Genomic DNA, 24,974 nt, shown 5'->3' with positions numbered 1-24,974 from the left:
CACCGGGAGAGATGGCATGTTGGGACGACTGAGCGGGTTCCTGTTGCGGCGCCGGCGGGCGGTGCTGCTGCTGGCGGTGGTGCTGGCGATGCTGGGGGCGGGCAGCGGCGGGGTGCTCTTCGACCGGTTGAAGGGCGGCGGGTTCAACGACCCGGGGGCGGATTCCAGCCTGGCCGCCGAGGAGTTGACGGAGCGGTTCGGCCGGGAGGAGCTGAACCTGGTGCTGTTGGTGCGGGCCGAGGCCGGCGTCGACGATCCGGCGGTGGTGGCGGCCGGCACCGCGCTCGGCCAGCGGCTGGCCGGCGAGGACGGGATCGCGCAGGTGGTGTCCTACTGGGAGGCCGGCGACCAGGCGCCCGGGCTGCGCGCCGAGGACGGCGACGCGGCGCTGGTGCTGGCGGCGGTCGAGGGCGACGAGACAGCGGCCGGCAAGCGGCTGGCCGAGCTGACCCCGTCCTACGAGGGCGAGGTGGCCGAGGGGCTCGACGTGCGGCTCGGCGGCTCGGCGGTGATCAACCAGGAGCTGAGCGAACTCAGCGAACGGGACGCGATACGCGGCGAGTTGCTGGCCTTCCCGCTGCTGTTGCTGGTCCTGGTGGTGGTGTTCGGCAGCCTGCTGGCGGCGGCGCTGCCGCTGGTGGTCGGGCTGGTCACCATCCTGTTGACGCTGGGCCTGCTGTGGCTGCTGGCCGGGGTGACCGACCTGTCGGTCTTCGCGGTGAACGTGGTGACCATCCTGGGACTCGGACTCTCCGTCGACTACAGCCTGTTGATGGTCAACCGCTACCGGGAGGAGTTGGCGGCCGGCCGGGAGCCGGCGGCGGCGCTGCGGCTGATGATGGTCTCCGCCGGGCGCACCGTGATCTTCTCGGCGGTCACGGTGGCCGTCACGCTGGCCGGGCTGGCCTGGTTCCCGGCGCTGGCGCTGCGGTCCATGGCGTACGCGGGGATCGCGGTCTCGCTGCTGACGGCGGTGGTGACGCTGACCGTGCTGCCGGTGCTGCTGGCGGTGCTCGGGCCGCGTGCCAACGCCGGGCGGCTGCTGCGGCAGCGGGCCAACACGGCGGTGGAGAACGGCTTCTGGCACCGGCTGGCGTCGCTGGTGATGCGCCGCGCGGTGCCGGTGGCCACCCTGGGCACCCTGCTGTTGCTGGCCCTGGGGGCTCCGTTCCTGAACATCCGGCTGGGCAGTGCGGACGAGCGGGGGCTGCCCGAGTCCTCGGCCGGTCGGCAGGTGGCGGAGGAGCTGCGGGCGGACTTCGACGCGGGGGAGAGCGACGCGCTGACCGTGGTGCTGCCCACCCTGGAGCCGGCCGGGTCGGCGGCCGAACTCGACGCGTACGCGGGCGCGTTGTCCGGGCTGGACGACGTGGCCCGGGTGGACGCGGCGACCGGCAGCTACGCCGCGGGGGCGCGGGCGGCGCAGGCCGGCCCGGCGCACGCCGCGTTCACCGCCGCGGACGGGGCCGGCAGCTACCTGACGGTGGTGCCGCGGGCGGTGGACAACCGGGCGTTGGAGGAGCTGGTGGCCGCCGCGCGGGCGCTGCCGGCGCCGGCCGAGGCGCTGGTCGGCGGGCGCACCGCGGTGGCGGTGGACAGCACGGGCAGCATCCTGGACCGGCTGCCGGTGGCCGGGGTGAGCCTGCTGCTCGCCATGACGGTGCTGCTGTTCCTGCTGACCGGCAGCGTGCTGCTGCCGCTGGTGGCGATGGCGCTGAGCGCGCTGGGCCTGACGGCCACGTTCGGGGCGCTGGTGTGGGGGTTCCAGGACGGCCACCTGTCCGGGCTGTTGGGCTTCACGGTGACCGGTGAGGTGGTCTCCACGGTGCCGGTGCTGCTCTTCGCGTGCGCCTTCGGTCTTGGCATGGACTACCAGGTGTTCCTGCTCTCCCGGATCAGGGAGGAGTACGAGTCGGGGCTGGACGCGCACGCGGCGGTCGCGGTCGGGCTGGAGCGGGTGGGGCGGATCGTGACGGCGGCCGCGGTGGCGCTCTCGGTGGTCTTCCTGGCGTTCCTGATCTCGGAGATCTCCTTCATGCAGGCGCTGGGGGTCGGCCTGCCGCTGGCGGTGCTGATGGACGCGACGCTGATCAGGGGCGCGCTGCTGCCGGCCGCGATGCGGCTGGGCGGGGAGGCGATCTGGTGGGCGCCGCCGGTGCTGCGCCGGGTGCACGACCGGTTCGGGCTGCGGGAGTCGGCGGCACCGGAGCAACCTTCGGCGGCTCCCGTGCGTTCTGTCACTGGGGGATGATCCACGAACGGTCCACGAACGATCAGCGACCGGTCATGGCCGCGGCCTGGCCGGGCCGGCTCGGGCTGATGTGATCACACTCGACCAGGCCCGGGCCGGGCCGGGGCTCGACCAGGCAGGGACTCGACCAAGGGGGACGGATGCGGGAGACGGCGCACGAGCCGGACGAGGCCACCGAGCGGCCGGCGGACGAGCCGGCGGCCTGGCGGGTGCTGCTGGGCTATGTCCGGCCGCACCGCTGGACGCTGCTCGGCGGGGCGCTGCTCTCGCTGCTCACCGGCGCGGCCGGGCTGGCGCTGCCGCTGGTGGCCCGCTCGCTGATCGAGAACCTGGGCTCGGACGAGGGCATCGCCGGGGAGCTGTTCCTGCTGACCGGCCTGGTGGTGGCGAACGCGGCGCTGGGGGCGCTGGGGTACTACGTGCTCCAGCGCACCGCCGAGTCGGTGGTGCTGGGCGCCCGCCGTTCGCTCACCTCCTACCTGCTGCGGCTGCGGATCTCCGCGGTGGACGCCAGCGAGCCGGGCGACCTGCTCTCCCGCGCCACCTCCGACACCACGCTGCTGCGCGCGATGACCACCCAGTCGTTGATCGGCCTGGGCACGGGCGGGCTGACGCTGGTGGCCACGCTGGCCATGATGGCGCTGGTCGACGTGGTGCTGCTGGGCGTCACGGCGGCGGTGATCGCGGTGGCCGCGGTGGTGATCGGGGTGATCGCGCCGTTGATCAACCGGGCCAGCAAGCGGGCCCAGAAGTCGATCGGCGACATGGGCGCCGCCCTGGAGCGGGTGCTGGGCGCGCTGCGCACGGTGAAGGCGGCCGGCGCCGAGGAGCGCGAGGAGCGCACGGTGCACGAGGCGGCCGAGCGGTCCTGGCGGGCCAGCGTCACCGCCGCCAAGTGGTCGGCGATCGTGGGGAACACGATGGGGCTGGCCGTGCAGGGCGCGTTCCTCACGGTGCTGGCGGTGGGCGGCGCGCGGGTGGCGACCGACGCGATCGAGATCGGCACCCTGGTCGCCTTCCTGCTCTACGTCTTCTACCTGATGTCGCCGCTCCAGGAGGTGGTCTCGGCGGTCACCCAGTACCAGGTGGGCGCGGCGGCCATCAGCCGGATCCGCGAGGTGTGGCGGATGCCGGCGGAGCCGGCCGGGGGCTCCGCCGGCGCCCCGGGCGGCGGGGAGCCGGCGTCGCTGGCCTTCGAGGAGGTCCGCTTCCGGTACGCGCCGGACCTGCCGCTGGTGCACCACGGGGTGGACTTCACCGTGCCGGCGCGCGGCATGACGGCGTTCGTCGGCCCGTCCGGCGCCGGCAAGACCACCATCTTCTCGCTGGTCGAGCGGTTCTACGACGCCACCGAAGGGCGGGTGACGATCGACGGGCGGGACGTCCGGGAGTGGGATCTCGCGGAGCTGCGCGGCTCGATCGGCTATGTCGAGCAGGACGCGCCGGTGCTCTCCGGCACGCTCCGGGACAACCTGCTCTTCGGCGCGCCGGCGGCGTCCGAGGCCGAGCTGGCCGAGACGCTGCGGACGACCCGGCTTGAGGCGCTGGTCGAGCGGCTGCCGGAGGGCCTCGACACGGTGGTCGGCCACCGGGGCACCAAGCTGTCCGGTGGGGAGCGGCAGCGGGTCGCCATCGCGCGGGCCCTGCTGCGCCGCCCCCGGCTGCTGCTGTTGGACGAGGCCACCTCGCAGTTGGACGCGGTCAACGAGGCGGCGCTGCGGGACACGGTGGCCGAGGTGGCGCGCCGCACCACGGTGCTGGTGGTGGCGCACCGGCTGTCGACGGTGACCTCGGCGGACCGGATCGTGGTGCTGGACGCGGGCCGGGTGCGGGCGGTGGGCCCGCACGCCGAGCTGGTGACGGCCAACCCGCTCTACGCGGAGCTGGCCGCCACCCAGTTCCTCGCCGAACGGGCCGGCGGTCCGACGGGGCCGGGGCCGGACGAGCCCGGGCCCGACGGTCCTGGCGCCAACGGGCCGGCGGCCCCGGGCGGCCCGGCGGTGGAGGTCACCGCCGGTCCAGCCAGCTGACGACGACCCCGTTGTCGAAGGTCCTGCGCTGCCGGACGGTGAAGACCGTCGGGTCGAACTCCCCGTCCACAAGCGGGATTCCGGCGCCGGCGATGACCGGGTAGGTCTTGAGCACCAGCTCGTCGATCTCGGGCAGCAGCGCCCCGGCGAGCTGGCCGCCGCCGCAGAGCCAGATGTCCTTCCCCGGCTCCCGCTTGAGCCGGCGCACCAGGCCGAGCGGGTCGGCGCGGACCAGGGTGACGTCCGCCTCGGGGTTCTCCGGGTGGGTGCGGGAGACGACGTACTGCCGCAGGTGGGCGTAGGGGTCGAGCATGCCTTCCGCCAGGCCGGGACGGTAGCTGCCGAGGCCCATCAGCACCGTGTCGAAGCGCTTGTTGGGGGTGTCCGCGACGCCGAGCGCGGCCCGGTAGGCGGTGGGGATGGTATCGGGCAGCTGCTCGGTCATCCAGGTCTCGTAGGCGCTGGCCTGCCGCTCGTCGCCGCGCGGGAAGAAGTCGAACTCGTGGTCGGGGCCGGCGATCCGGCCGTCGAGGGAGGTACCGATGTAGTAGACAAGCTTGCGCATGAGGCTCCTTGGCTTCTTGGCGGGGTGGGTACGGCTCCTTGAGATACCCGCTCCAGGCGAAGTACTCTGTTTGGAGTGGTTAGAACGTAGTACTACACATGGAGTGGTGTCAATGGTGCGCAGAAACAACGAGCGGCGGGCCGCGCTGCTGGACGGCGCGATCGAGGTACTGGCCGCCCAGGGCGCCCGCGGGCTGACGTTCCGCGCGGTGGACACCGAGGCCGGCGTCCCGCCGGGTACCACGTCCAACTACTTCGCCAACCGGGACCAGTTGCTCACCCAGGCCGGCGGCCGGGTCTACGAGCGGCTCCAGCCCGACCCGGCCACCATGGAGGCCAGCCTGGCCGGGCCGCCGACCCGCGAGCACTTCATGACGCTGATGACCGAGGTGGTGGGACGGGTCAGCGGCTTCCGCAGCGGCTACCTCGCGCTGCTGGAGCTCCGCCTGGAGGCGACCCGCAACGCCGAGCTGCGCGCCGTCCTCACCGACCGCGTCCGGGCCGACGTCGAGGCCAACGTCGCGCACCAGGCGGCGTCCGGGCTGCCCGGCGACGCGACCGCCGTCAAGCTGCTGATCAGCGCCTACAACTGGCTGATCCTGGAGCAGCTCACCCTGCCCGGCGTCTTCGACGAGGCGGAGCGCGCCGCGCTGGTCCGGGCCGCCGTGGAACGCCTCATCCCGGCCGACCCGACCAACCCGAACTGACCCCGCGGGGCGGCCGCCGGCCGGCGCGTCAGCCCGGCTCGCCGGGGTGCGGATGCGCGCGCAGCAGGATGTTGAAGTCCGTCACGATCGACCAGTCCCGCATCCGCTTGGCCCGGTCCCGCCCGTCCGCCAACGCGGCACACCGCCGGCACCCTTCCGCGGGCTGCGGCTCCGGACGACAGGCGGACAGCGGGTCCAGCGGCAAGGACCCACCGGGCACCGGCAGGTCGGGCGACAGGTAGTCCGCACAGGACAGGAACTTCATCGGGTGACTCCACTCGTGGACCGGCCCCCGGCAACACCCCCCGGGGGGTTCACTTCCGTGAGGGAGACACTACGAAGAGCGACCGACCCAAACCACGGGCAGAGCACCGCAGTTAGGGGCCCGTTCCCGGCGATCCACCGCGCAGCGCGGTACCGCTCAGCTCACCCCGAGGTGGTGTGCCATGACCCGCATCTCCCGGGTCAGGGTCCGCTTCCGGGACTTCAGGAGGTCGCCCATGATGTCCCGGGCCATCGGCTGGTGCTTGATCCACTCGCCGGACGTCCGCAACACCGAGGTCAGCACGTCCATCGCCTCCTGGTGCGCGCCGAGCGTCACGTGGGCCCGCGCCACGTCCAGCCGGTGGCGACCCCAGGAAGGCCGCGAGAGGCGCCCGAAGTTCCGGAGGGCGGTCGGGGTGAGCGGGCCGCTGTCGGCGTGGTCGAGTACACCTCGCGCGTCGCCCAGCAGGGACAGGTCCTCGACCGCCTTCATCTCGGCGGTCACCGGACCGAAGCTCCCCAGGTGGTTGGGGAAGTCCAGGCTCTCGTCAGCCATCGCGCTGGCGGCCACCGCCGCCATCCGCCGGGCCTCGGCCGCCTCCTCGGAGCGGTTGTTGCGGATCGCCGCCGCGGAGGCCCGCAGCCACAGCCTGCCCCAGGCCGCGATCTCCCCCTGCGACGCCCGGGAGAGCCGGGGCTCCACCTCCATGGCGGTGCGCGTGGCGAGATCCTCACACTCGTCGAACCGGGCCTGCCGGATGAGCAGCCAGCACAACCCGTCCACCCCGACGCTGGCCAACTGCCGCTGACCCAACTCCCCGGCCAGCCGAATCGCCTCACTGTGGGCGTAGTAGGCCAGGTCGTACTGGCGGACCTGGGTGAGGAACGTGCCCGTGAGCAGGAGCGCCTGCACCCGCACCACCGTCGCCGCGCCGCGCCCGTCCCCCTCGCCCGCCGCGACCGTTGCGCCGGTGACCCGCAACAGGCTGGGCAGCACCTTCGCCACCGAGTCGTACCGGTCGGCCTGGTAGAGGGCGTACCCGTCCTTGATCTGGCGGCTCAGCTCGGGCAGTTCCCCGGCCGGGGTCTCCTTGACCAGCGGGCCGTCGAGCCCCGCCGGCGGGGTGAGGGCCTGCCGCAGCTCCACCAGACGCCGCCGGTTGCCCCGGTCGTCGCCCACCGGGAGCGTGGCCTCCGTGACGAAGAGCGCGGACGTGGGGACGTCCAGGGCGCGCGCCAGCGCGTGCAGGGTCGCGTTGCGGACCTCGCCGCCCTGCTCCACCTTCGCCACGGTGGTCGGCGAGAGGCCGGCGGCCTCCGCCAGCGACTCCTGGGTGAGACCGGCCGTGCGCCGGAGCTTGCGAACGTTGTCGGACAGACCAGACATTGACACCACCTCAGTCCCAGCGTAGGGCGGGCGTGTTGCCGCCGGCCCCACTCCGGGGGAGCGCACGGGCGCACCGGGACGAACTACCGCGCAACGCGGTACTCCCCGGCTCAGCCGGCCGGGGTGGTGGACTGGCGCCAGTCGGGGAGGAGTTCGTCCAGCAGGGCCTCCGTCTGGGCCGGCAACGGGGTGGCCGGGCCGAAGAGTTGGCCGTGGTGGCCGGCCAGCCAGGAGGCCGCGCCGGTCAGCCACTCCGCCCGCCCGGTGGCGTGCGCCGAGCGCAGCAGCTCGTTCCAGAGCCGTTCGTCGGTGGGCGCCGCGGCCAGCGCGGAGCGGACCGCCGCGTAGGCCGACTCGCCCTCGCCGGCCGCCCGGTGCTCGGCCGCCAGGGTCAGCGCGATCTCCGCGACCAGCAGCGGGTACTGGGTGTCCACCACCTCGTGCGCCAGCCAGCCGAAGCCGTCCCCGTCCCGCGCCCCGGCCAGCGGCGCGCCGGCGGCCAGCGCCAGCGCGTCGGTCAGCTTCCGCATCCGGTCGGCCGGGCGGCCGGCCTCCGTCGGGTTCTCACTGACCAGCACCTGGTGGTGCAGGGTGCGCAGCACGTCCCAGTCGGAGAGCACGTCGGCGGTCAGCGCCAGCCGCCCGTCCGCCTCGGTCACCAGCCGGGGCCGGCCGGCCTGGTCCGTGCCCAGCCACTGGCCGAGCCGGGCGACCAGCGCGTCCCGCGGCCCGTCGCCGCCGCCCCGCGGCCACAGCGCCGAGCCAAGCACCCGCGGGTGCACGCCCTCCCGGTGCAGCGACAGCAGCGCCAGCGCCGCCCGCAGCCGGCCGGCCCGCTCCGGGTCCGGCTCGGCCAGGCCGTTGATCTCGAACCCGCCGAGCAGCCGCACGTACACCCCGGGCGCGCCCCGGCCCAGGTCGACGGTCGGCCCCCCGGCCGGCGCGTCCGCCGGGCGCTGGTCGGTCGGGCCGGTGAACAGCTCGACCACGGCGGCCCGTTGGGCGGCCGGCAACAGCTGCGCCCGCAGCGTCAGCCCCATCTCCCGCTCGCTGAGCACGCCTTCGGGGCTGATCTCGAACTCCCAGGCCACGCCCGGCTGGTCGGCCGTCTCGGTGCCCACCAGGTAGCCGATGCCCAGCGGCGCCGAGACGGCGGCCAGCGCGGCCAGCCGGTCCGCCTCGTCCTGGCTCGGCAGCGCGCCCACGATGACCAGGTGCGGCGCCCACTGCTGCTGCCTCGCCGGGCCGGTGCGCCCGCTGAGCAGCGCGTCGTGGCCGAGTTGCCGCAACGCGCCACGACGCAGCCCGGTCTCGGTCTCCATGACCTCCAACAGGCCCGCGATGTCGTCCAGTTGACGGACCCGGGTGGGCGCCAGCGCGGCCAGCTCGGCGCCGAAGCCGACCAGCGTCACCGTCATCCGGTCCGACCAGCCGCTGGTGGCCAGCTCGGCGGCGACCGAGGAGAGCACCGCCTCCCGGTCGGCGGGCGCCCCGCGCACCGCGACGACGCCCGGCACCGCCTCCAGGTTGAGCAGCAGCCGCAGCTCGTCCCGCATCCCGAGGCTGACCAGCCCCGGGTAGGGGGCCTCGGCCTCCGGCGGCGCGCCGGCCGGTAGCTGGGCGCGGTCCAGTGTCCAGTACGTCGGGTCCTGCCCCTGGGTCCAGGGCGCCGGCGGGCGGCCCACCGGGCCGGCCAGTTGGAGGTGCAGTTCGCCCTGGCCGAGCCAGGCCGCGTAGACGGCCGGCAGCACCCGGCCCTCGGCGGCCAGCCCGGCGGACAGCAGCCGCAACGCCCCGTCCAGGAACGCCACCTGGTCCGGCGCCGCGCCCACCAGCAGCGCGTCCCTGGCCGCCACCGCGGGGGCGGTGGTCGGGCCGAGGTCGTCGCCGACGGACCGGCGCAGCGTGCCGGCGGCGCTCTGCCAGAGCGCGTTCCGCCGGGTGCGGCCCAGCGCCATCAGCAGCCCGGCCGCCAACAGCGGGGCGGTGACCAGTGCTTCGGGCAGCCCGACCGAGCCGTCCTGGTCGGCCGGCGCCACGGCGTGGGCGTCCGCGCCCGGCAGGTCGAGGCCCACGCCGGCGTCGGACCCGCCCTCGGTCTCCGGCGCCGGGTCGATCACGGCCACCCGCTCGGTGCCCTTGCCGCCGGCCGCCGGCCGGTCGGCCGGCTCGGGGTCGGCCGGCCGGTCCGGCACGCCGGCCGGGGTCGCCGGCCGGTCCTCGCCGCCGGCGTCCCCGGTCTCGCCGTAGGCCGCGTACTCGGCGGCCTCCTCGGCCGACAACTCGGCCGCCTCGTCGGGCAGTTCGACCAGCTCGCCGCCCTGCGCGTCGGCCGGCATCTGGAGGATCCAGCCGGGCCTGACCAGGCTGGACTCGGTCAGCCTGGAGCCGTCCGGCTGGAGCCGGTCCTTGTTGAGCTGGTAGATCTCCTTGTAGCGGATGCCCTCGCCCAGGTGCCGTTCGGCGATCCCCCACAGCGTGTCGTGGTGCCGGCCCTCCGGCGGCTGGATGCGGTAGTAGACGGCGTCCGACCGCTCGGCGCCGGCCTCGTCCGCGGTGTGCGTCGTCAGGTCGGACGGGGCGGCCCGGTCCACCTTGGGTCCGTCCACCGATGCGGCCGCCGGCGACAGCGGGCCGCCCGGCGTCAGTTGGGCCTCGGCCACCAGCTGGCCCTGCCCCGGCCGGTCGAAGCTCGGCCCCAACTGGCTGAGCCCCGGCGCCAGCGAGGCGGCGGCCGAGGTCAACAGCAGGACGGCGCCGACCAGTTGCCGGGCCAGCAGCTGGCTGGGGCCGGCGCCCGGCACCCGCCGGGGAATGCCCACGCCGGAGACCGCGGCCCGCACCTCGACCAGCACACAGGCGGTGAACTGCGCCCAGGCGACCCAGACCAGCACGGCCAGCACCCGGACGAAGGTGTTGACGTCGATCTCCTCGGTCAACATGTCCAGGCTGGGCGCGGTGCGCGGCAGCGGCCAGCCGATCAGGCTGGCCAGCGCCAACGGCACCCCCACCACCAGGCACAGCAGGGCCAGCACCGCGGCCAGCGCCAGCAGCACCTCGCGCGGGCCACGCCGGCCCCGCACCGGGACGGGCGTCCGGTTCCCCGGAAGGGGCGGTGGTGTGCGAGCCATGGCGGGTGCTCCCGTGGAGTTCGACGGAACGGTTCTGGGCGGTCGGGGCGGCTTCGGGTCGGGGCGACGGGTCCGGGTTCGGGTCAGCCGACCTGGGCCTCGGCGGTGGCCTCGCCCCAGACGGTCAGCGGTCGGTCGTAGACGATGCCGGTGAACACCGGCCGGTAGGTGAGCCGGATGCGGACGGTGACCTGGTTGGCGGCGGCCTCGCTGCACTCGGCGGCGGCGATGTCGGCCGGCTCCATGCCCACCGAAGCGGCGTACTCCGCGACCCGGTTGGCACAGTTGCCGAAGTTGATCGGGGCCGGCGAGACGCCCTCCCGCAGCGCCGCCTCGTCCAGGTCCTGGGCGGCGTACCTGGCGGCCTGCTCGGCGATGTCGGCGGCACGTTCCCGCTGGGCGATGGAGAGCCCGCCGTCCACCACGAAGGCGGCCAGGGCCAGCACCACCACCGCGAAGAAGATCACCACCAGCGCACCGGACCCACGGTCGGCACCGGGCGCCAGGCGGGCGGTGGCGGTGAAACGCCGGCGGGCGGCCAGGAGGCGCCGGCCCATGGCTGTGGGGCGGGTCATCCCGACCTCCGGTAGGGGTCGATCGGCGAACTGGACCGGCCGGAGAGCGTCGAGGTCAGCCCCACGCCCAGCATGTCCAGGCCGCGCACCCGGCAGGACACCTCGATGCCGAAGAGCGAGCCGGGCTCGTGCCCGGCGGGCGTGGTGCGGGTCACCCGCACCGAACCGCCGACGCAGATGTCGCCCAACTGCCCCTCGGCCACCTCGGCGGCGGCGTTCATCGCCGCGCCGGTGGACCGCTCCAGCGAGCCGGCGCGCGCCGCGTCCCGGGCCGCGCCGTTCACCGCGTTCCGCCCGGACACCTGCTGACCGAAGGCGACCAGCACCAGCAGGAAAGCGATCATCAGCGGCGCCAACAGGACCACTTCGAGCGAGGACATGCCCCGGTCGGCGCCACCCGCCACCCGCCGGGCCAGCCGCCGCACCACGCGCCCGCGCGTCGCCGAGGCAGCGCGCGCCGCGCCGCCGCGCACCCCGCCGGGCGTCCCGTCCCGCACCGCACCGTCCGTCATGGCGCCACTCAGCCCCCGTCCGGCACGAAACGCTCCACCGGCCCCTCGGAGGCGGCGCTGACCGTCAGGTTCATCCCCGGCATGATCGACGGCACCTTTCCCTCCACCTCGACCCGCACCGTGAACGCGCCCGGCTGGCTGGTCACCACGTCCGGCGGTCCGGTGAAGAGCCCGGGGCCCAACTGCGTGACATACGCGTGCGCCTTCGCCTCCGCCGCCACCCGCCAACCCGCCGGGTCGGCGTCGGCCTGCGCCCGCGCGGTGCGCGCCCCGGCCTGCGCCGCCGCCTTCGCCACGTGCTCGGCGAAGGAGTACAGCGCGAACTGCACGGCACCGAAGATCATGAAGAACATCACCGGCGTCAGGAACAGGAACTCGATGGCCGAGCCGCCCCGGTCCCCGGCGCGCAGCACCGAGCCGCCCCGGTCGGCGCCCTGCGCCACCCGGCGGCGCAGAAAGCCCCCCAGCCGTCGTATCACTAGCAGTTGGCGTAGTTCTGGGCGCCCTCGATGCAGTCCCCCACGCTCTCGGCGCGGTCGTCCAGGGCGTTCATGATCACCGCGGCGACACCGGCCACGATGCCCACCACGACCGCCGCGATGATCACCCACTCGATGGCCGACGCCCCGCGGTCCAGCTCGCCCGACCTGGCCCGGGCCAGCCGGGTCCGCAGGAAGCCGATCAGATAGTCCGTCGCCGGATGGCGCACCATGACAAACCTCCACACATTCGTAGCCCGCCGGACATCACGCCTGGAAGACGCGCATCCCGGCCGGAAAGATCAGAAAGATCAGGAAACCCATACAGAGCAGCAGCTGCGCGATCAGCATCGACTGCGACTTCTCGCCCGCGCTCCCCTCGATGTCGGCCAGTTCCCTGTGCCGCATCGTCTCAGCCCGCGCCGACAACGAGGCACGCACCTTGGCCCCGTCGTCCGCGACCAGCGCCAACGAGGTGGAGAGGTCCTTGAGTTCGTCCACGCCGACCTCGTCGCCCAGCCGCCCCAACGCCTGCCACTGGGTGAGCCCGGTGATCCGCGCGTCCGCCAGCGCCGTCTGGATGCGCCGCAGCGCCCAGCCATCACTCACCTCGGCCGCCGCCTTCAACGCCTCCGGCAGGCCGCGCCCGCCGGCCAGGCTCATCGCCACCAGGTCCAGGTAGGCCGCCACCACCCGGCGGAAGTCCCGCCGCTTGGCCTTCGCGTCCCGCCGCACCTCCAGGTCCGGCAGGAAGAAGAAACCGGCGGCGAACGCCAACGCCAGCCACACCGGCACCACCGGGCTGCTGCCGAACCCGAGCAGCCAGGCCAGCGAGAAGACGAACGGGCCGAAGAACAGCCCGAGACCGGCCAGCACCACCTTGTTGGCGAGGAAGCTCTCCCAGGTGCGGTCCAGCAGCGCCAGGTCCGCCCGCAGCGAGCGCTGCTCCCAGCCGCGTTGCAGGTACAGCTCGGCCACCCGATCGCCGATCCTGGCCAGCAGCTCGGCCCGCCGGCCGGCGCCCCGCTCGCCCGCCCCGGGCGCCGCCGGCGCCGGGCCGACCGGCGGATAGCCGCCGAGGCCGCCGCGCGCCCGCAGCTCGTCGATCCGCGCCACCGTGGACACCGGCCCGCGCCGGGTCGGCAGCAGCGCCCTGACCAGCGCGTACACCCCGAGCCCGAAGACCGCGCCCACCACGACCGCGGTGGTCACCGTGGAGTTCATCAACCGCTCACCCCCCTGTCGAACCTGCCCGGCAGCTGCCCCAATCGGCCGTCCGGCCGCTCCCGTCGCCCGGCCGTCTCGACCGGCTCGGCCCGCGCCAGGAAACGCTCCGGCGTCTCGATCGTGGACAGCCGGCGCATCCACCAGAAGCCGAGCCCGAACAGCCCGCAGACCACGGCGAGCACCGCCTGGCCCAGCGGGTCACCGAACGGCTCCACGAAGCTCGGGTTGAAGATCGCCAGCCCCAGCGGGAACGCCACGCTCACCCCGACCACGATCTGCACGCTGCGCCGGGTCGAGGCGCGCTGCGCCATCACCCGCTGCCGCATGTCGACCTCCTCACGCGCCGACTTGGCGAGCGCGCCCAGCACCTCCCGCAGTCCTGGGCCGCGCAGCCGGGCGTTGAGGATCAGCGAGGCGATGATCACGTCGGCCGACGGGTCGTCCAGCTCGTCCGCGAACTCCTGGAGCGCGTCCGGCAGCGGGGTGCGCGACCGCAGCCGGTCCACCAGGTTGTTCAACGGGCCGCGCAGCGCCGGCGCCGCCGCCCGCGCCGACGACGGGATGGCCTGCTCCAAGCCCACCGCGCCGGCGATGGTGTCGCGCAGCGACTCCGTCCAGCCGGCCAGCGCCTCCACCCGGCGCATCCCCGCCCGCTCCGCCGCCGCGCCGCCGAACAGCTGGTTCCACACGAACGCCAGCAGCGCGGTGGCCAGCGCGGCGACCGGCCAACGCGTCAACAACAGCACCACCAGCGCCGTCGCCACCGCGATGGTGCCGCGCCGGCCGAAGAACGCGGCCAGCTCCGAGCGCCGCCGCTGCCGCGCCGCCACCTCGTCCGCTGAGCGCGGCGGCAGGCCACGGATCGCCACCACCAGCAGCGCCAGACCGCCACCCACCGCCACCCCGCAGGCCAGCGCGGAGAGCGTGACCAGCGAGAACAACCCACCCGAGAAGCTCACCAGGTCACCCCCATCCGCCGCGGTAGCCGTAGGCCGCCAACTCCTCGGCGCAGGCCAGCGCCGCGTGCGGCCGGACCACGCCGTCCGGTCCCTCGGCGAACACCTCGCTGGAGAGCACCCGCCCGTCCACGCCGTTCACCTCGCGGATCGAGCTGACGAACCGGCGCAACGTGCCGCCCTGGGCGTAGGTGTTGCGCCGCTCCACGAAGATCACGAAGTTCACCGCGCCGGCGATCAGCATCTGGCTGGCCTCGATCGGCAGCCGCTCGGCCGCCTGCAACGCGTAGGTGGAGATCCGGTTGAAGACCTCCTGCGAGCTGTTGGCGTGGATCGTGGACAGCGAGCCGTCGTTGCCCTGGCTCATCGCGTTGAGCATGGTGACGATCTCGTCGCCCAGCACCTCGCCGACGATCACCCGGGACGGGTTCATCCGCAGCGAGCGGCGCACCAGCTCGGCCATCGTGATCGAGCCCTGGCCCTCGGAGTTGGGCAGCCGCTCCTCGAACGCCACCACGTTGGGGTGCAGTTCGGGGAACTGGTCCAGACCCAGCTCCAACGCCCGCTCCACGGTGATCAGCCGCTCCTCGGCCGGGATCTCGTTGGCCAGCGCGCGCAGCAGCGTCGTCTTGCCGGCGTTGGTGGAGCCGGCGATCATGATGTTCTTCCTGGCCCGCACCGCCGCCGTCAGGAACCGCCCCAACTCCGGGGTGAGCGTGCCGTTGGCGACCAGGTCGGCGAGGAACACCTTGCCCAGCCTGGCCCGCCGGATGGAGAGCGCGGGCCGCCGGGTCACGTCCATCACGGCGGAGAGCCGCGAACCGTCCGGCAGCCGCAGGTCCAGCTGCGGGTTGGCGGAGTCGAACGGGCGGGACGACAGGCCCGAGTAGGCGCCCAGGATCTGGATCAGCTCGACCAGTTCCTCGTCGCTCTCGGCCACCGCCTCGCCGCGCGCCTCGCGGCCGTCCGCGTAGCCGATGAAGACCTGGTCGCAGCCGTTGACGTCGATGTTCTCCACGTCCGGGTCGTCCAGCAGGGGTTGCAGCCGGCCGACGCCGAAGAGCGCGGCGTGCACCGCCGAGGCGTACCCCTCCTCGGACGCGGCGTCCAGCGGCGCGCGGCCCTCCGCGATCTCCGCCCTGGCGTACTCCTCCAGCACCTGGGCGATCACGGCCCGCGCGTAGTGCCGCTCGTCCTCCGAGGTCATCGGGGAGACGCCGCTGGCCTGGTCGATCCGGCGCTGCTCGGCGATCCGGTCGCCGGCCTCCTGCCGGAACCGCTTCACCAGCTGGTGGTTGACCTCGCCGGCGCGCTGGCCGTCGGGAACGCCGGCCGCGCCGGTCATCCCCGCGAGGCCGGGCACGGCGGCCGGCCCGCCGGCGCCCACGGCGCCCGTGCCCACGCCGCCGCCGAGCGGGCCGGTCATGTCCGGCCCCCCGACTCGGTGGCGGGGCCGGGGGCGGTGCCGTAGCCCTGGGCTTGCGTCTGGGTCCGGGCTTGCGTCTGGGGCTGCGCGGGCCAGCCGTGCTGCTGCTGGGACTGGTGTGGGGCCTGGTGCGCCGTCTGGGACCGCTGTGCTGCCTGCTGTGCCACCTGGGTCTGGTGCGGGGGCTGCTGCTGCCCCTGACTCTGCGCCTGGGGCTGCCCCTGCGGCTGCCCCTGGGGCTGGGAAGCCGACGCCGGCCCCGGGTAGGCGGGGCTGGTCGGCCCGCCAGGCGGGCCGAAGCTCGGCGGCGGATAGCCCGCCTGCTGACCGGCGTAGCCCGGCGGCGGCGTGCCGTAACCGGGCGGCGGCGCGTACCCGGGCGGCGGCCCGTAGCCCGCCGGGGCCGTCCCGTGCGGCGCCGGCGCGCCCTGGCCCGCCGGCGGCGGCACCTGCTGCGGGCCGGTCGCGCCGCCGGCGCCCGAGGGCGTCAGCTCCGACCGGTAGACCTGGTGCAGGTCGGCCACCACCCGGCGCGCGGACCGCACCAGCAGCGAACGGTCCAGCCGGCCGCGCCGCCGGCCCGCCAACTGTTCGGCGCCCACCGGGTCATCGGCCAGCAGACCGACCACCCGGGAACCCGTGCCCGAGGCGATCAGCATCTCGTTGACCTGCGTCGCGACCCGTTCGCCACGCTGCGGATCGGCCACCAGCACGACCCCGATCTGGGGCTGCGCCAACTGCGCGGCGCCGCGCTGCGCGCCGTGCAGCTTGGTGTGCAACGCGGCGGCCCGGTCCCGGACGTGCGCGATCTGCTCGGGCGCGGACCGGGTCACCAGCAACAGCACCGAGGCGTGCGGCAGCAGGGCGTGCGCCGGCGAACCGGCGTCCAGCCGCCCGCAGTCGGCCAACACGTCCGCCGCCACCTCGGGGTGCGGGGACTGCGCCAGCTCCGCGAACGCCCGGCCCAACGCGGCCCACTGGCCGGTCAGCCCGGCCGCCTGGTCCGAGTTGGCCAGGCCGATCAGCACGTCGAGACCGCCGGAGAGCCGCTGCGCGTGGTCCCACAACTGCTCGGCGACCACGCCGCGGCGGGCCGTCGCGGCCAGCGAGAGTATCCCCGTACTGGGGTCAGGGGGGCGGCCGTGCTCGGTCACCGAGCGGTAGACCAGGTCGCCGCCGGCCGGGTCGATCTCGGCCAGCAACGCCCGGCGCGGCCACAGCGCGGCCAGGGCCACGGCCGTGGTCGTCACCCCCGGCGCGCCCTTGTCCGCGGCCACTGCGATCAGCGCCATCCGCGCCCCGCTCCTCCCCGGCCCCGCGCCGTCCGCCCGCGCGGCGTCCGACCATGCGGCATCCGGCCATGCGCCGTCCGCGGGCCCGGCGTCCGCCCGTGCGCCGCCAGCCCGTGCACGCCGCTCACTCCGCGGCGGCGACGACGACCAGCGAGACCTCGCCGGAGGCCGCCGCCCTGGTCAGCTGGGCCACCACGGCCTGGTCCACCCGCAGCGTCACCGGCAGCGTGCTGTTGCCGACGCCGCCGTCCCCGTGCACCGCGGCCACCTGGGCCGAGTCGGTCAACAGCGACTCCTGGCCGGAGCCGGCACCGGAGCCGTCGGCCGCGTCCTGCTCGGAGTTGGCCGCCGGACCGTCGTCCCCGACCCAGTAGGCGGCGACCGTGTCGCCGGCCTCAAGACCGGACGGGAACTGACCGGGCTGGAGCGAGACCCCGACCATGACCTCGCCCTCGGGCAGCGTCGGCTCGCCGGTGAGCATCTCGCCCACCAGCACCGTCCCGGCGACCAGGTCGGTGGCCGGGCGCAGGCCCTCCATCACCGTCTGGCGCTGCTCCCACCGCACATAGCTCACCGCGTCGTCCTCGGCGACCAGCACCGGCTCCAACGCGGACTCGGGAATGCGCTGGCCCATCGGAACGCGTTCGGTGATCTTGATGGCCTCGACCCGGTCCCCCGCGCGCATCACCAGAATCGTCGCGCCCAACGCGCCGACCAGCACCAACAGCGCGGCCAGCGCCGCCAACGCGGGCTTCCGCTCCCGCGGCGGAGCGGGCAACCGCTCCCCGACCGCCGGCCCCGCGGCCATCGACTTCTTGGCGGCCGCGGACACCCGGTCCTCAGTTCTCATCTGCCAACCCCGGTTCCCCCGTGGTGGAATCGCCCACGACCAACTCATGAACGTTCACGCAAAAGAACGGTCTCATTACCCTATCCGGTGATTCGCACGTTATCAGTCCCGTCACGGGGCCTACAACGGTCGACAGCCGTCAACGGACCCACCCCTCGGGCACCGCGCGAACCCCCACCCTAGTAACCCCCAGCACACGACCAACCACGCACCCCCGAACGGCCGTTCACGTGCCGACCGCTACTGGACGATGGTCTGCACCTCGTCCACCGTCACGTCGTAGCTGGTCTCGAAGACCCCGTCCGGCAACACACCCCCGCTGCCGTCCGAACCCTCCCAGGCGATCTCCCAACGCACCGAGGCCGTCAACGAGTAGGCCGCCCCGGCCGCGGTCGACCGCAGATACGTCACCCCACACGGCGGGTCCTGCCCCTCCAGGCCCGAACGGTAGGCCGGCGCGTCGATCGCGCACTCCCCCGACCCCGGGTGCGACACGGCGTCCGCCGTCCCCGGATCGATCGACAGCCCCACCGGCGTGGCCGTGGTCGTCGCCGACAACCCGTACCCGTCCAACGACGCCGTCACCGAAACCGGCTCGAACGCGCCCTGCTCCAACCACAGCCAGGTCGCCAGGTTCACCGTCTGCGCCCCACCGGGATTCATCTCGATCTCGGTGTCCGGCACCCGGATCCGCTCGTACGCCAACTCGGCCAGCAACTCGATGTCCACCGCCTGTGGAACATCCGCCGGCGGCGCGTCCCCGAAGTCCACCCAGAACGTGCGCGACTCGCATTCCCACTGCGCCTCACGGTCGGGATAGTTCTCGTTCCGCACCACCTGCCAGAACATCCCCTCCCCCTGGAGGTCGATGTTGTAGTTCGGGTAGGTGCCGTCCTCCCCGTAGTTGGCTTCCAGGGATTCCCGCAGCAGCCTCTTGTCCTCGTCGAGATGCCCCGAGCCATAGAACTCGGTCGACAACTCGTCCCAGAAAGCGGCGAACTCCTCCGGAGTGTAGGTGGGCGCGTAGTAACACGCCGGAGGCGACCAGTCCGTCCGCGCACTACTGGTGGGCCCGCGCCCGGGGCCGACCTGAGCGGGGGTGTAGGAGATACGGGCGACGCCAGCGCTGGCTTCCAGAGTATTGTCGGAAGCCCCTCCGCGTGTCTCCTCCTCCAACCGCTCCCGTGGATCCGTGAATGCCCAGGCGGTCGCGGATGAAAGGATGAGGAACAGAGGTACCGTGATTCCAATAATCCCATGACGTCGCGGCGTCACTGGCACTCCGAGGAATCAGCAACCCGGTCATACCCGACTGTCTGCCAAACCCCTTCGTCGTTCAACTCCAACCGGCCACTGTATTGGGAAGCTGGCGCCGTCGGGTCACCCTCTTCAAGCACCTCACCCGTCTCGAAGTCGGTCGTATTAACCTGACCGAAGTCACGGCAGTAACTGAAGGTCGCAGAAACATCATCGATCGGTGTCACCGCCATGTTGAAGTACCGTGCGGTTCCCGTGTTGGAGATTCCCTCAGCGAAGATGCCATCCAGAACCTGAATCACCTGGTTCAACGCGTCCCCCGTAGCGTAGTAGCGCACGGCAGGTCGGTCGCTCTCGTGGTGGACGATGGCCTCAGCATAAGCGTCCTCAAAACCCTGGAGATCCCGAAGGGCCGCATCGACTACCGGATCTCCCGTCGGCTCGCCCTCGTAGACGTTCTCGAAGTCCGGGCCCAGGTCGATCTCCGGGCGGCCGTCGGCCGGTTCTTCCTCGGTCTCTTCCGGGTCCTCGCTCGGCTCCGGCTCCGGGGCTTCCTCGGTCGGGGTCTGCACGCCCGCGATCTCGTCGTCCTCCCCCGAGTCCCCGTCCCCGCCGCAGGCGGTCAGCACCAGAGCGCTGGCCAACACCGCGGCCCCGTACACGATCCTGTTCCGACGAGCCACAGCAACTCCGCATCACATCGAAGACGACTCACACACCTGACCGAACCCCACCATAGTCACCCCGCGCGCATGAGCGGCCACGCGGCCCCCGCAGCACGCTACTTGACGGCGCCGCCGGTCTCATCCCACTTCCGGCCGGCCGCCGGCGGCGCCCCGTGTCAGCTGCTGCGGAAGCCCAGGTCGGCGGTGATGCGGCCGGAGAGGGCGATCAGTTGGTCCTGGGTGAGGGGCGGGACGCCGGCCGGGGCCAGTGCGCGGGTGAGGAACGCCGGGGGGAGCGCGGGCGTGTAGTGCCGGACGTACTGGGCGAGGTCGAGTCGCCAGGCGTACGTGCCGTCGGTCAGCACGGAGGACCCGCCGGGCACCTGGAAGGCGCGGTCGACGACGTCCGTGGTCAGTTCCATGATGTCGAGCATCGGGTGGCCGGCGTCGAGGTAGCCGGCCACGGTGTCGGTCGGGTAGTCGCCGGGCGGGGTCAGCGCGTCCTGGATCGACTCCCGGTAGACCGCGGCGGGGTTGGGGTCGGGCGCTCCGCCGGGGTTCAGCTCGCGGTAGAAGCCGAGGTAGATCATGTCGCGCTGTCCTTCGGGATGGTTCGAGGTCAACCGGCCACGATGGGCAGGAAGATCCGCCACGAGCCGTTGTTGGCGATGACCGGCGTCTGGCCGGGGCCCAGCGCGGGCTGGGTGCCGACCATGTCGGTGGGCGCCTTCACTGTAACGCCCAGCTCGTTGGCCAGGTCCTGGGCGATGCCGGAGGAGTCGGCGCCGGAGTGGCAGACCATGAGGCGGAGGTCGCCGCCGTCGTAGTTGGGGTTGTTGCGGATGGCGTCGGTGATCTGCCCGCCGTTGACGTGGCCTTCGGGCATGGCGAGGAAGCCGTCCCTGGAGCCGTGTGCCACCACGTCGTGGCGCCCCTCGTTGAGCACGTTCTGGAAGTTCCGGACGCTGGCCGGGTCGTTGCCGATGAGGGTGCCGTTGCTGCCGTGGGTCACCGGGTTGCCGGCGGGGATGGCGTTGTCGGCGCCGTTCATGAAGTCGATCGCGTTGCCGGAGCCGCAGGGCGCGAGGCCGAGCGGGTCGCTCTGCGCGGTCGGGTCGGGCACGTAGCCGGCCGGGTTGGGGGCCGGGCCGAGGCCGAGCGGGTCGGGGCTGGTGTAGCGGGCGGTCTCCGGGTCGTAGTGCCGGTTGAGGTTGTAGTGGAGTCCGGTCTCGGAGTCGTGGTACTGCCCCGGGAAGCGGATCGGGGTGTAGGCGGTGTTGCCGCTGGCCCAGGCGGTGGCGCCCCACAGGGTGCTGCGGGCGCGCCAGGCCACCGTGCCGTGCTCGTCGAGGAGTTGTGTCGGGGCCCCGACCAGGTCGGTGACGATGGCGAAGAAGCGCTGGTCGACGGCTTCCTGGGGGGCGTCGGGGCGGCCGAGCCGCTCGCTCTGGGCGACCGGGTGCAGCCCGTCGTGCTGCCAGCTGACGGTGACGGGGCGCGGCAGGTGGTCGGCGGTCGAGACCTGCTCCACCAGGGTGCTGCCGTCCCAGGTGAAGTCCACCCGTTCCACGGCGGTGCCGCCGTCGTCGCCGAGCCGTTCCTTGAAGGCGCGCCGGCCGAGCGGGTCGTAGCCGTAGCGCCAGCGCGTGCCGTCGGGGGTGGTGACGGCGGTCAGCCGGTCCTCGGCGTCCCAGGCGTACCGCCACACGTCGGGCTTGCGGGAGAGCCGGGTGCGGACCCGGGTCACCACCCGACCCGCCGGGTCGTACGTGTAGCGGACCGCGCCGGCCCGGAGCAGCTGGTTGCCGGCGTACTCGCGGGGGCCGCGGGCGGCGCCGGCGGGGTGCCGGTCGGGCCACTCGGCGTGGGTCTGGTTGCCGGCCTCGTCGTAGGCGTACCGCTCGCTCCAGCCGCGGGCGGTGACCTCGTGGATCCGGCCGGCGACGTCCCGCCGGTACGCGATCGGGCCCCGTTCGGCGTCGTCCACGCCGAGCAGCCTGCCGTCCTCGCCGTAGTGGTAGGCGTGGTGGCGCGTCGGGTCGCCCGGGGTGGTGACGGTGCGTTCCACGATCCGGCCGGCCGCGTCCCACTCCTGGCCGAGGCCGAGGAAGTCGTCGACGGTGCGCCGGGTCTGGCGGCCGGCGGCGTCGAGCTCGAACGCCACCCGGTGGCCGTCGAGTTCGAAACTGGTCCGGCGGCCGGCCGCGTCGTAGCCGTAGGTGGTGGCGGCGCCGCCGGGCGTCTCGCGGTGGGCGAGTCGGCCGTCGGCTCGGTAGCGGTAGGTGCTGCGGCGGGCCAGGCCGCCGGTGTGGACGGTCTCGCTGAGCGGCTGCCCGGCGCCGTCGCGTTCCCAGGTGATCGCCGCGTCGGGCCCGGTGGCGTCGGCCATCAGGCCGAGGACGCTGTAGCTGAACGCGTAGCGCGCCGGGTCGCCGGTCGGCCGGTCCACGGTCTTGCCGACGAGTTGGCCGCGCGCGTCGTAGGTGTAGGCGACGGCCTGGCCGGCCGCGTTGGTCCGGCCGGCCAGCCGGCCGACGGCGTCCCTGCGGTACTCGACGCGGCGCCCGTCGAAGTCCCGCTCGGCGACCAGCCGCCCGGCCGGGTCGTAGGTGTACTCCCAGGCCAGGCCCCTGGGGTCGGTGACGGCGACCAGGCGCAGCGCGGCATCGTGGGTGAACTCGTAGCGGGTGCCGTCCGGTTCGACGCGGGCGGTGAGCCGGTCGAACGGGCCGTACTCGTAGCGGGTGACGGCGCCGGCGCCGTCGGTGTGGGCGAGGCAGTTGCCCTCGCCGTCGTACTCCCAGCGGCGGGTGCGGCCGTCGGGCCCGGTGGCGGCGCTGATCAGCCCGTCGACGGTCCAGGTCAGGTGGGTTTCGGCGCCCAGCGGGTCGGTGATCCGGACGACGCGGCCGAAGGCGTCCCGCTCCTTGCTGACCCGGTGCCCCAACGGGTCAGTCAGCTCGACGGGTTGGCCGGTGGCGTCGCAGGTCACCCGGGTGGTGGCGCCGAGCGGGTCGATGAGGGCGGTCAGCCGGCCGTGCTCGTCGTAGGTGTAGCGCCGGGTGGCGCCGACGCCGTCGGTGACGGCGACGCAGTTGCCGCGGTCGTCGAACTCCCAGGACCAGGTGGTGCCGTCGTGCAGGGTGATGCTGGTGGGCCGGCGGTGCTCGCCGTAGGTGTAGCGGGTGACCGCGCCGTCGGCGTAGGTGACCTCGACGGGCTGGCCGACCGCGTTGTGGCTGATCCGGGTGGTGTGGCCCAACGGGTCGGTGTGGGCGGTCACCTGGTGGTCGTCGTCGTGGTCGCGGCGGGTGACGCCGCCGAGCGGGTCGATCTCGGCGACGACCTGGCAGAGGTCGTTGACGACGTAGTGGCTGACCGCGCCCTCGGCGGTGGTGAGGGTGGTGACGCGGGCCGCGTCGGGCCAGTCGGGCAGGGTCCCGTCGTAGCTGAGGGTGAGGGCGAGTTCGCCGCCGTCGCCGTGTTCGGCGACGCAGCGGTCCTGTTCGTCGTAGACGTAGTGGTAGCGGTGGGCGTTGCTGTCGGTCCAGGAGGTGATCCGCTGCCGCTCGTCGTAGGTGAAGCGCAGCGGGCCGCCGTGTGCGCCGGTCACCTCGGTGAGGTTGCCGCGGGTGTAGCCGTAGGCGCGGACGGTGGTGTCCGGTGTGGCGCCGGTCGGGTCCACCAGGCTGAGCCGGGTGATCCGGCCCTCGTCGGTGGTGAGCCGGAGGTGGTAGCCGCCGGAGTGCCGGATCTCGGTGGGGGCGCCGGTCGGGTCGTAGTGGAAGGTGACGTGGTTCCCGTTGCGGTCCGCGAGTCGCTCCAGGAGGGCGAGTCGGCTCTCGTCCGGGGCCCGGAAGTGGCGGGTGTGGCCGGTGTCCGGGTGCGTCACCGTGTAGCCGCCGTCGGCTTCGACGGTGAGCGGCCAGCGGGGGCCGCGGGCCGGCCAGACCTCGACGCCGGGCTCGGTGGGATGCGGGTAGGCCAGCAGCAGCCCGTCCTCGTCGACGAGGACCAGGCCCTGGTCGTCGACCTCGATCCGCTGGTCGCAGGTGGAGGCCCAACCGGGCCCGAACCAGCGGCCGGTGCGGTAGTCGGAGGCGGCGCGGCGGCTGATCACCAGCGGCAGGGTGCCGCCGAGCCTGAGGTCGGTCTGTGGCAGGAACATCGCGCCGGTGGCGAGGTCGATCGGGTCGGTGCCACCGCTGCGCACCACGCTGCGCAGCCGGTCCATGGCGCCGGAGGCGGCGTCGCCAAGGGCGCCGCGGGCGCTGCGGGCCAGTCCGGTGACGCCGCCCGCGATGCCGCGCAGGCCGCCGCGGGCCAGGCCGCGGATGCCGGCGGCGAGGCCGCCGAGGGTGGTCAGGCCCTTCATCCCGGGGATGCAGTCGAGGGCGGCGAACGCGACGTCGAGGAGGCCCGCTTCACCGCGCGCGTACTTGATCAACGTGTCGGCGAGGACGACCAGCGCGGCGGCCAGCACCACCCAGGCCAGCGGACCACCGATGATCATCACCACGACGCCGAGCACCGCGACAATCACCTTGCAGATCTCAACCAGCGTGTCCCAGTTGTCCGTCACCCACTTGATGGCGTCCTGCCACCACTTCCGGTTCTGGATACCGGCGTCCGACGCCTCCTCCACACCCCGGGCACACTCCCGGGCCGCCTCCTCCCGCATCTCCAGGGCGTCGAGGGCGAGTTGACGGGCAGCGGCCAGGCGCTCCTCGGCATCGTCCACCCGCCCCTGGGCGGCGCCGGCCGCCGCCTCCGCCGCCTGATGATCGCGGGTCGCGGCCCGCACATCCGCCTCATCCGGCGGCTCCGCGTCCGCCCGCTCACCCTCCCGTTGCAGCCGCTCCGCCTCGTCACCAGCCCGCCCCAACCAGTCCGTCGCATCCCCCAACGCCGACTGCGCCGACGCCAGATCGGCCTGCGCGGCCACCGCACGATCCAACGCCCGATCCGCCATCCCCTGCGCCGTCTGCAACTTCGGCCAGTAGGTGTGCAACGCCTGAGCACACAGGGCGTACGAGTCCTCCAACTTGGTCAGATTGCCCGGCACCCCGTCGAACTCCCGACGAAACGCGTCCGCCGACAACCCCGCCCAGTCCAACATGGCCCGCTCACCCGCCATGCCCCGGATCTTCCCCAACGCCTCACCGACATCGTCGGCGAAATCCTGCAGGTCGTCCGCCAGTTCACGGACCTCGTCCGGCTCCCCCGGGGTCGGGTCGCGATCCATGTCAACCGGCGACCAGTCGCTGGGACGCGCCATCGGTCTACCCCCTTGCCCTGGGCCCGGCTTGGTCGGAGTCGGGCGTGATCGTGCGTCTTCTTCCTCATGTCCGAAGACGCGTCAGGACAATTGTCCAGTTCCGCCACGCCGCCGCCGATCCGC

20 protein-coding genes are annotated in these 24,974 nt (G+C 73.7%); 3 read left to right on the top strand and 17 right to left on the bottom strand.

Features of this window, described 5'->3' with window-relative positions:
* Positions 1-16: 16 nt before the first annotated feature.
* Both RM844_RS16825 and RM844_RS16820 read left to right on the top strand, forming a co-directional pair.
* On the top strand, positions 17-2,251 hold the full coding sequence (locus tag RM844_RS16825) for an MMPL family transporter (RefSeq protein ID WP_311668026.1): 2,235 nt from the start codon (positions 17-19) through the stop codon (positions 2,249-2,251).
* A 140-nt stretch (positions 2,252-2,391) separates the two neighbouring features.
* Positions 2,392-4,281, top strand: coding sequence for an ABC transporter ATP-binding protein (locus RM844_RS16820; protein WP_311668025.1), 1,890 nt, complete (start codon positions 2,392-2,394; stop codon positions 4,279-4,281).
* Here RM844_RS16820 and RM844_RS16815 read toward each other — a convergent pair.
* The gene (locus tag RM844_RS16815; RefSeq protein WP_311668024.1) at positions 4,259-4,846 is read right to left on the bottom strand and encodes a dihydrofolate reductase family protein; all 588 of its coding nucleotides are present in this window, start codon (positions 4,844-4,846) and stop codon (positions 4,259-4,261) included. The genes RM844_RS16820 and RM844_RS16815 overlap by 23 nt on opposite strands.
* A 112-nt stretch (positions 4,847-4,958) precedes the next feature.
* Here RM844_RS16815 and RM844_RS16810 point away from each other — a divergent pair, with 112 nt between their 5' ends.
* A complete protein-coding gene (locus tag RM844_RS16810) occupies positions 4,959-5,552 on the top strand; it encodes a TetR/AcrR family transcriptional regulator (protein WP_311668023.1) in 594 nt (197 codons plus the stop codon).
* A 28-nt stretch (positions 5,553-5,580) separates the two neighbouring features.
* Here RM844_RS16810 and RM844_RS16805 read toward each other — a convergent pair whose 3' ends face one another.
* From RM844_RS16805 to RM844_RS16730, 16 genes are all read right to left on the bottom strand, one after another.
* Positions 5,581-5,817, bottom strand: coding sequence for a hypothetical protein (locus RM844_RS16805; protein WP_311668022.1), 237 nt, complete (start codon positions 5,815-5,817; stop codon positions 5,581-5,583).
* 156 nt (positions 5,818-5,973) lie between these two features.
* Positions 5,974-7,203 (bottom strand): helix-turn-helix domain-containing protein, encoded by a 1,230-nt coding sequence (locus RM844_RS16800; protein ID WP_311668021.1) that lies wholly within the window; start codon positions 7,201-7,203, stop codon positions 5,974-5,976.
* Between the two features lie 110 nt (positions 7,204-7,313).
* Positions 7,314-10,334: a LysM domain-containing protein gene (locus RM844_RS16795; RefSeq protein ID WP_311668020.1), complete on the bottom strand. Its 3,021-nt coding sequence runs from the start codon at positions 10,332-10,334 to the stop codon at positions 7,314-7,316.
* Between the two features lie 83 nt (positions 10,335-10,417).
* The gene (locus RM844_RS16790; RefSeq protein WP_311668019.1) at positions 10,418-10,909 is read right to left on the bottom strand and encodes a pilus assembly protein TadG-related protein; all 492 of its coding nucleotides are present in this window, start codon (positions 10,907-10,909) and stop codon (positions 10,418-10,420) included.
* On the bottom strand, positions 10,906-11,421 hold the full coding sequence (locus RM844_RS16785) for a TadE/TadG family type IV pilus assembly protein (RefSeq protein WP_311668018.1): 516 nt from the start codon (positions 11,419-11,421) through the stop codon (positions 10,906-10,908). Before RM844_RS16785 ends, RM844_RS16790 begins: the two co-directional genes overlap by 4 nt.
* Positions 11,422-11,429: 8 nt before the next feature.
* Positions 11,430-11,900, bottom strand: coding sequence for a TadE/TadG family type IV pilus assembly protein (locus RM844_RS16780; RefSeq protein ID WP_311668017.1), 471 nt, complete (start codon positions 11,898-11,900; stop codon positions 11,430-11,432).
* Positions 11,900-12,133, bottom strand: coding sequence for a hypothetical protein (locus RM844_RS16775; protein ID WP_122399581.1), 234 nt, complete (start codon positions 12,131-12,133; stop codon positions 11,900-11,902). Before RM844_RS16775 ends, RM844_RS16780 begins: the two co-directional genes overlap by 1 nt.
* Positions 12,134-12,167: 34 nt before the next feature.
* Positions 12,168-13,124 carry a type II secretion system F family protein gene (locus RM844_RS16770; RefSeq protein ID WP_311668014.1) on the bottom strand — a complete coding sequence of 319 codons (957 nt, stop codon included), beginning with the start codon at positions 13,122-13,124 and terminating at the stop codon, positions 12,168-12,170.
* On the bottom strand, positions 13,124-14,086 hold the full coding sequence (locus RM844_RS16765; protein WP_311668013.1) for a type II secretion system F family protein: 963 nt from the start codon (positions 14,084-14,086) through the stop codon (positions 13,124-13,126). Before RM844_RS16765 ends, RM844_RS16770 begins: the two co-directional genes overlap by 1 nt.
* Before the next feature lie 4 nt (positions 14,087-14,090).
* Entirely contained in the window at positions 14,091-15,428 is a 1,338-nt protein-coding gene (locus RM844_RS16760; RefSeq protein ID WP_311668160.1) for a CpaF family protein, read from the bottom strand.
* Between the two features lie 77 nt (positions 15,429-15,505).
* Positions 15,506-16,801 carry a hypothetical protein gene (locus RM844_RS16755; protein ID WP_311668012.1) on the bottom strand — a complete coding sequence of 432 codons (1,296 nt, stop codon included), beginning with the start codon at positions 16,799-16,801 and terminating at the stop codon, positions 15,506-15,508.
* Positions 16,802-16,925: 124 nt separating this feature from the next.
* Positions 16,926-17,651 carry a hypothetical protein gene (locus RM844_RS16750; RefSeq protein WP_311668011.1) on the bottom strand — a complete coding sequence of 242 codons (726 nt, stop codon included), beginning with the start codon at positions 17,649-17,651 and terminating at the stop codon, positions 16,926-16,928.
* A 240-nt stretch (positions 17,652-17,891) separates the two neighbouring features.
* Positions 17,892-18,629: a hypothetical protein gene (locus RM844_RS16745; protein WP_311668010.1), complete on the bottom strand. Its 738-nt coding sequence runs from the start codon at positions 18,627-18,629 to the stop codon at positions 17,892-17,894.
* 293 nt (positions 18,630-18,922) lie between these two features.
* The gene (locus tag RM844_RS16740; RefSeq protein ID WP_311668009.1) at positions 18,923-19,591 is read right to left on the bottom strand and encodes a hypothetical protein; all 669 of its coding nucleotides are present in this window, start codon (positions 19,589-19,591) and stop codon (positions 18,923-18,925) included.
* 158 nt (positions 19,592-19,749) lie between these two features.
* Positions 19,750-20,196: a hypothetical protein gene (locus RM844_RS16735; protein ID WP_311668008.1), complete on the bottom strand. Its 447-nt coding sequence runs from the start codon at positions 20,194-20,196 to the stop codon at positions 19,750-19,752.
* Positions 20,193-24,851, bottom strand: a complete 4,659-nt coding sequence (locus RM844_RS16730) for a DUF6531 domain-containing protein (protein ID WP_311668007.1) — start codon at positions 24,849-24,851, stop codon at positions 20,193-20,195. The genes RM844_RS16735 and RM844_RS16730 overlap by 4 nt, the downstream gene beginning before the upstream one ends.
* Positions 24,852-24,974 lie beyond the last annotated feature (123 nt).

Source organism: Streptomyces chisholmiae, from assembly GCF_031845445.1.
Lineage (GTDB): Bacteria > Actinomycetota > Actinomycetes > Streptomycetales > Streptomycetaceae > Streptomyces > Streptomyces chisholmiae.
Note: the sequence above shows the minus strand (reverse complement) of the source record. Positions and strands in the feature narration are given on the sequence as shown.

Bases quoted from the DNA above. Each gene is read 5' to 3' on its own strand.
- RM844_RS16825 (WP_311668026.1), top strand. From the start codon at position 17: ATGTTGGGACGACTGAGCGGGTTCCTGTTGCGGCGCCGGCGGGCGGTG.
- RM844_RS16820 (WP_311668025.1), top strand. From the start codon at position 2,392: ATGCGGGAGACGGCGCACGAGCCGGACGAGGCCACCGAGCGGCCGGCG.
- RM844_RS16815 (WP_311668024.1), bottom strand. From the start codon at position 4,846: ATGCGCAAGCTTGTCTACTACATCGGTACCTCCCTCGACGGCCGGATC.
- RM844_RS16810 (WP_311668023.1), top strand. From the start codon at position 4,959: ATGGTGCGCAGAAACAACGAGCGGCGGGCCGCGCTGCTGGACGGCGCG.
- RM844_RS16805 (WP_311668022.1), bottom strand. From the start codon at position 5,817: ATGAAGTTCCTGTCCTGTGCGGACTACCTGTCGCCCGACCTGCCGGTG.
- RM844_RS16800 (WP_311668021.1), bottom strand. From the start codon at position 7,203: ATGTCTGGTCTGTCCGACAACGTTCGCAAGCTCCGGCGCACGGCCGGT.
- RM844_RS16795 (WP_311668020.1), bottom strand. From the start codon at position 10,334: ATGGCTCGCACACCACCGCCCCTTCCGGGGAACCGGACGCCCGTCCCG.
- RM844_RS16790 (WP_311668019.1), bottom strand. From the start codon at position 10,909: ATGACCCGCCCCACAGCCATGGGCCGGCGCCTCCTGGCCGCCCGCCGG.
- RM844_RS16785 (WP_311668018.1), bottom strand. From the start codon at position 11,421: ATGACGGACGGTGCGGTGCGGGACGGGACGCCCGGCGGGGTGCGCGGC.
- RM844_RS16775 (WP_122399581.1), bottom strand. From the start codon at position 12,133: ATGGTGCGCCATCCGGCGACGGACTATCTGATCGGCTTCCTGCGGACC.
- RM844_RS16770 (WP_311668014.1), bottom strand. From the start codon at position 13,124: ATGAACTCCACGGTGACCACCGCGGTCGTGGTGGGCGCGGTCTTCGGG.
- RM844_RS16760 (WP_311668160.1), bottom strand. From the start codon at position 15,428: ATGACCGGCGCGGCCGGCGTTCCCGACGGCCAGCGCGCCGGCGAGGTC.
- RM844_RS16755 (WP_311668012.1), bottom strand. From the start codon at position 16,801: ATGGCGCTGATCGCAGTGGCCGCGGACAAGGGCGCGCCGGGGGTGACG.
- RM844_RS16750 (WP_311668011.1), bottom strand. From the start codon at position 17,651: ATGAGAACTGAGGACCGGGTGTCCGCGGCCGCCAAGAAGTCGATGGCC.
- RM844_RS16730 (WP_311668007.1), bottom strand. From the start codon at position 24,851: ATGGCGCGTCCCAGCGACTGGTCGCCGGTTGACATGGATCGCGACCCG.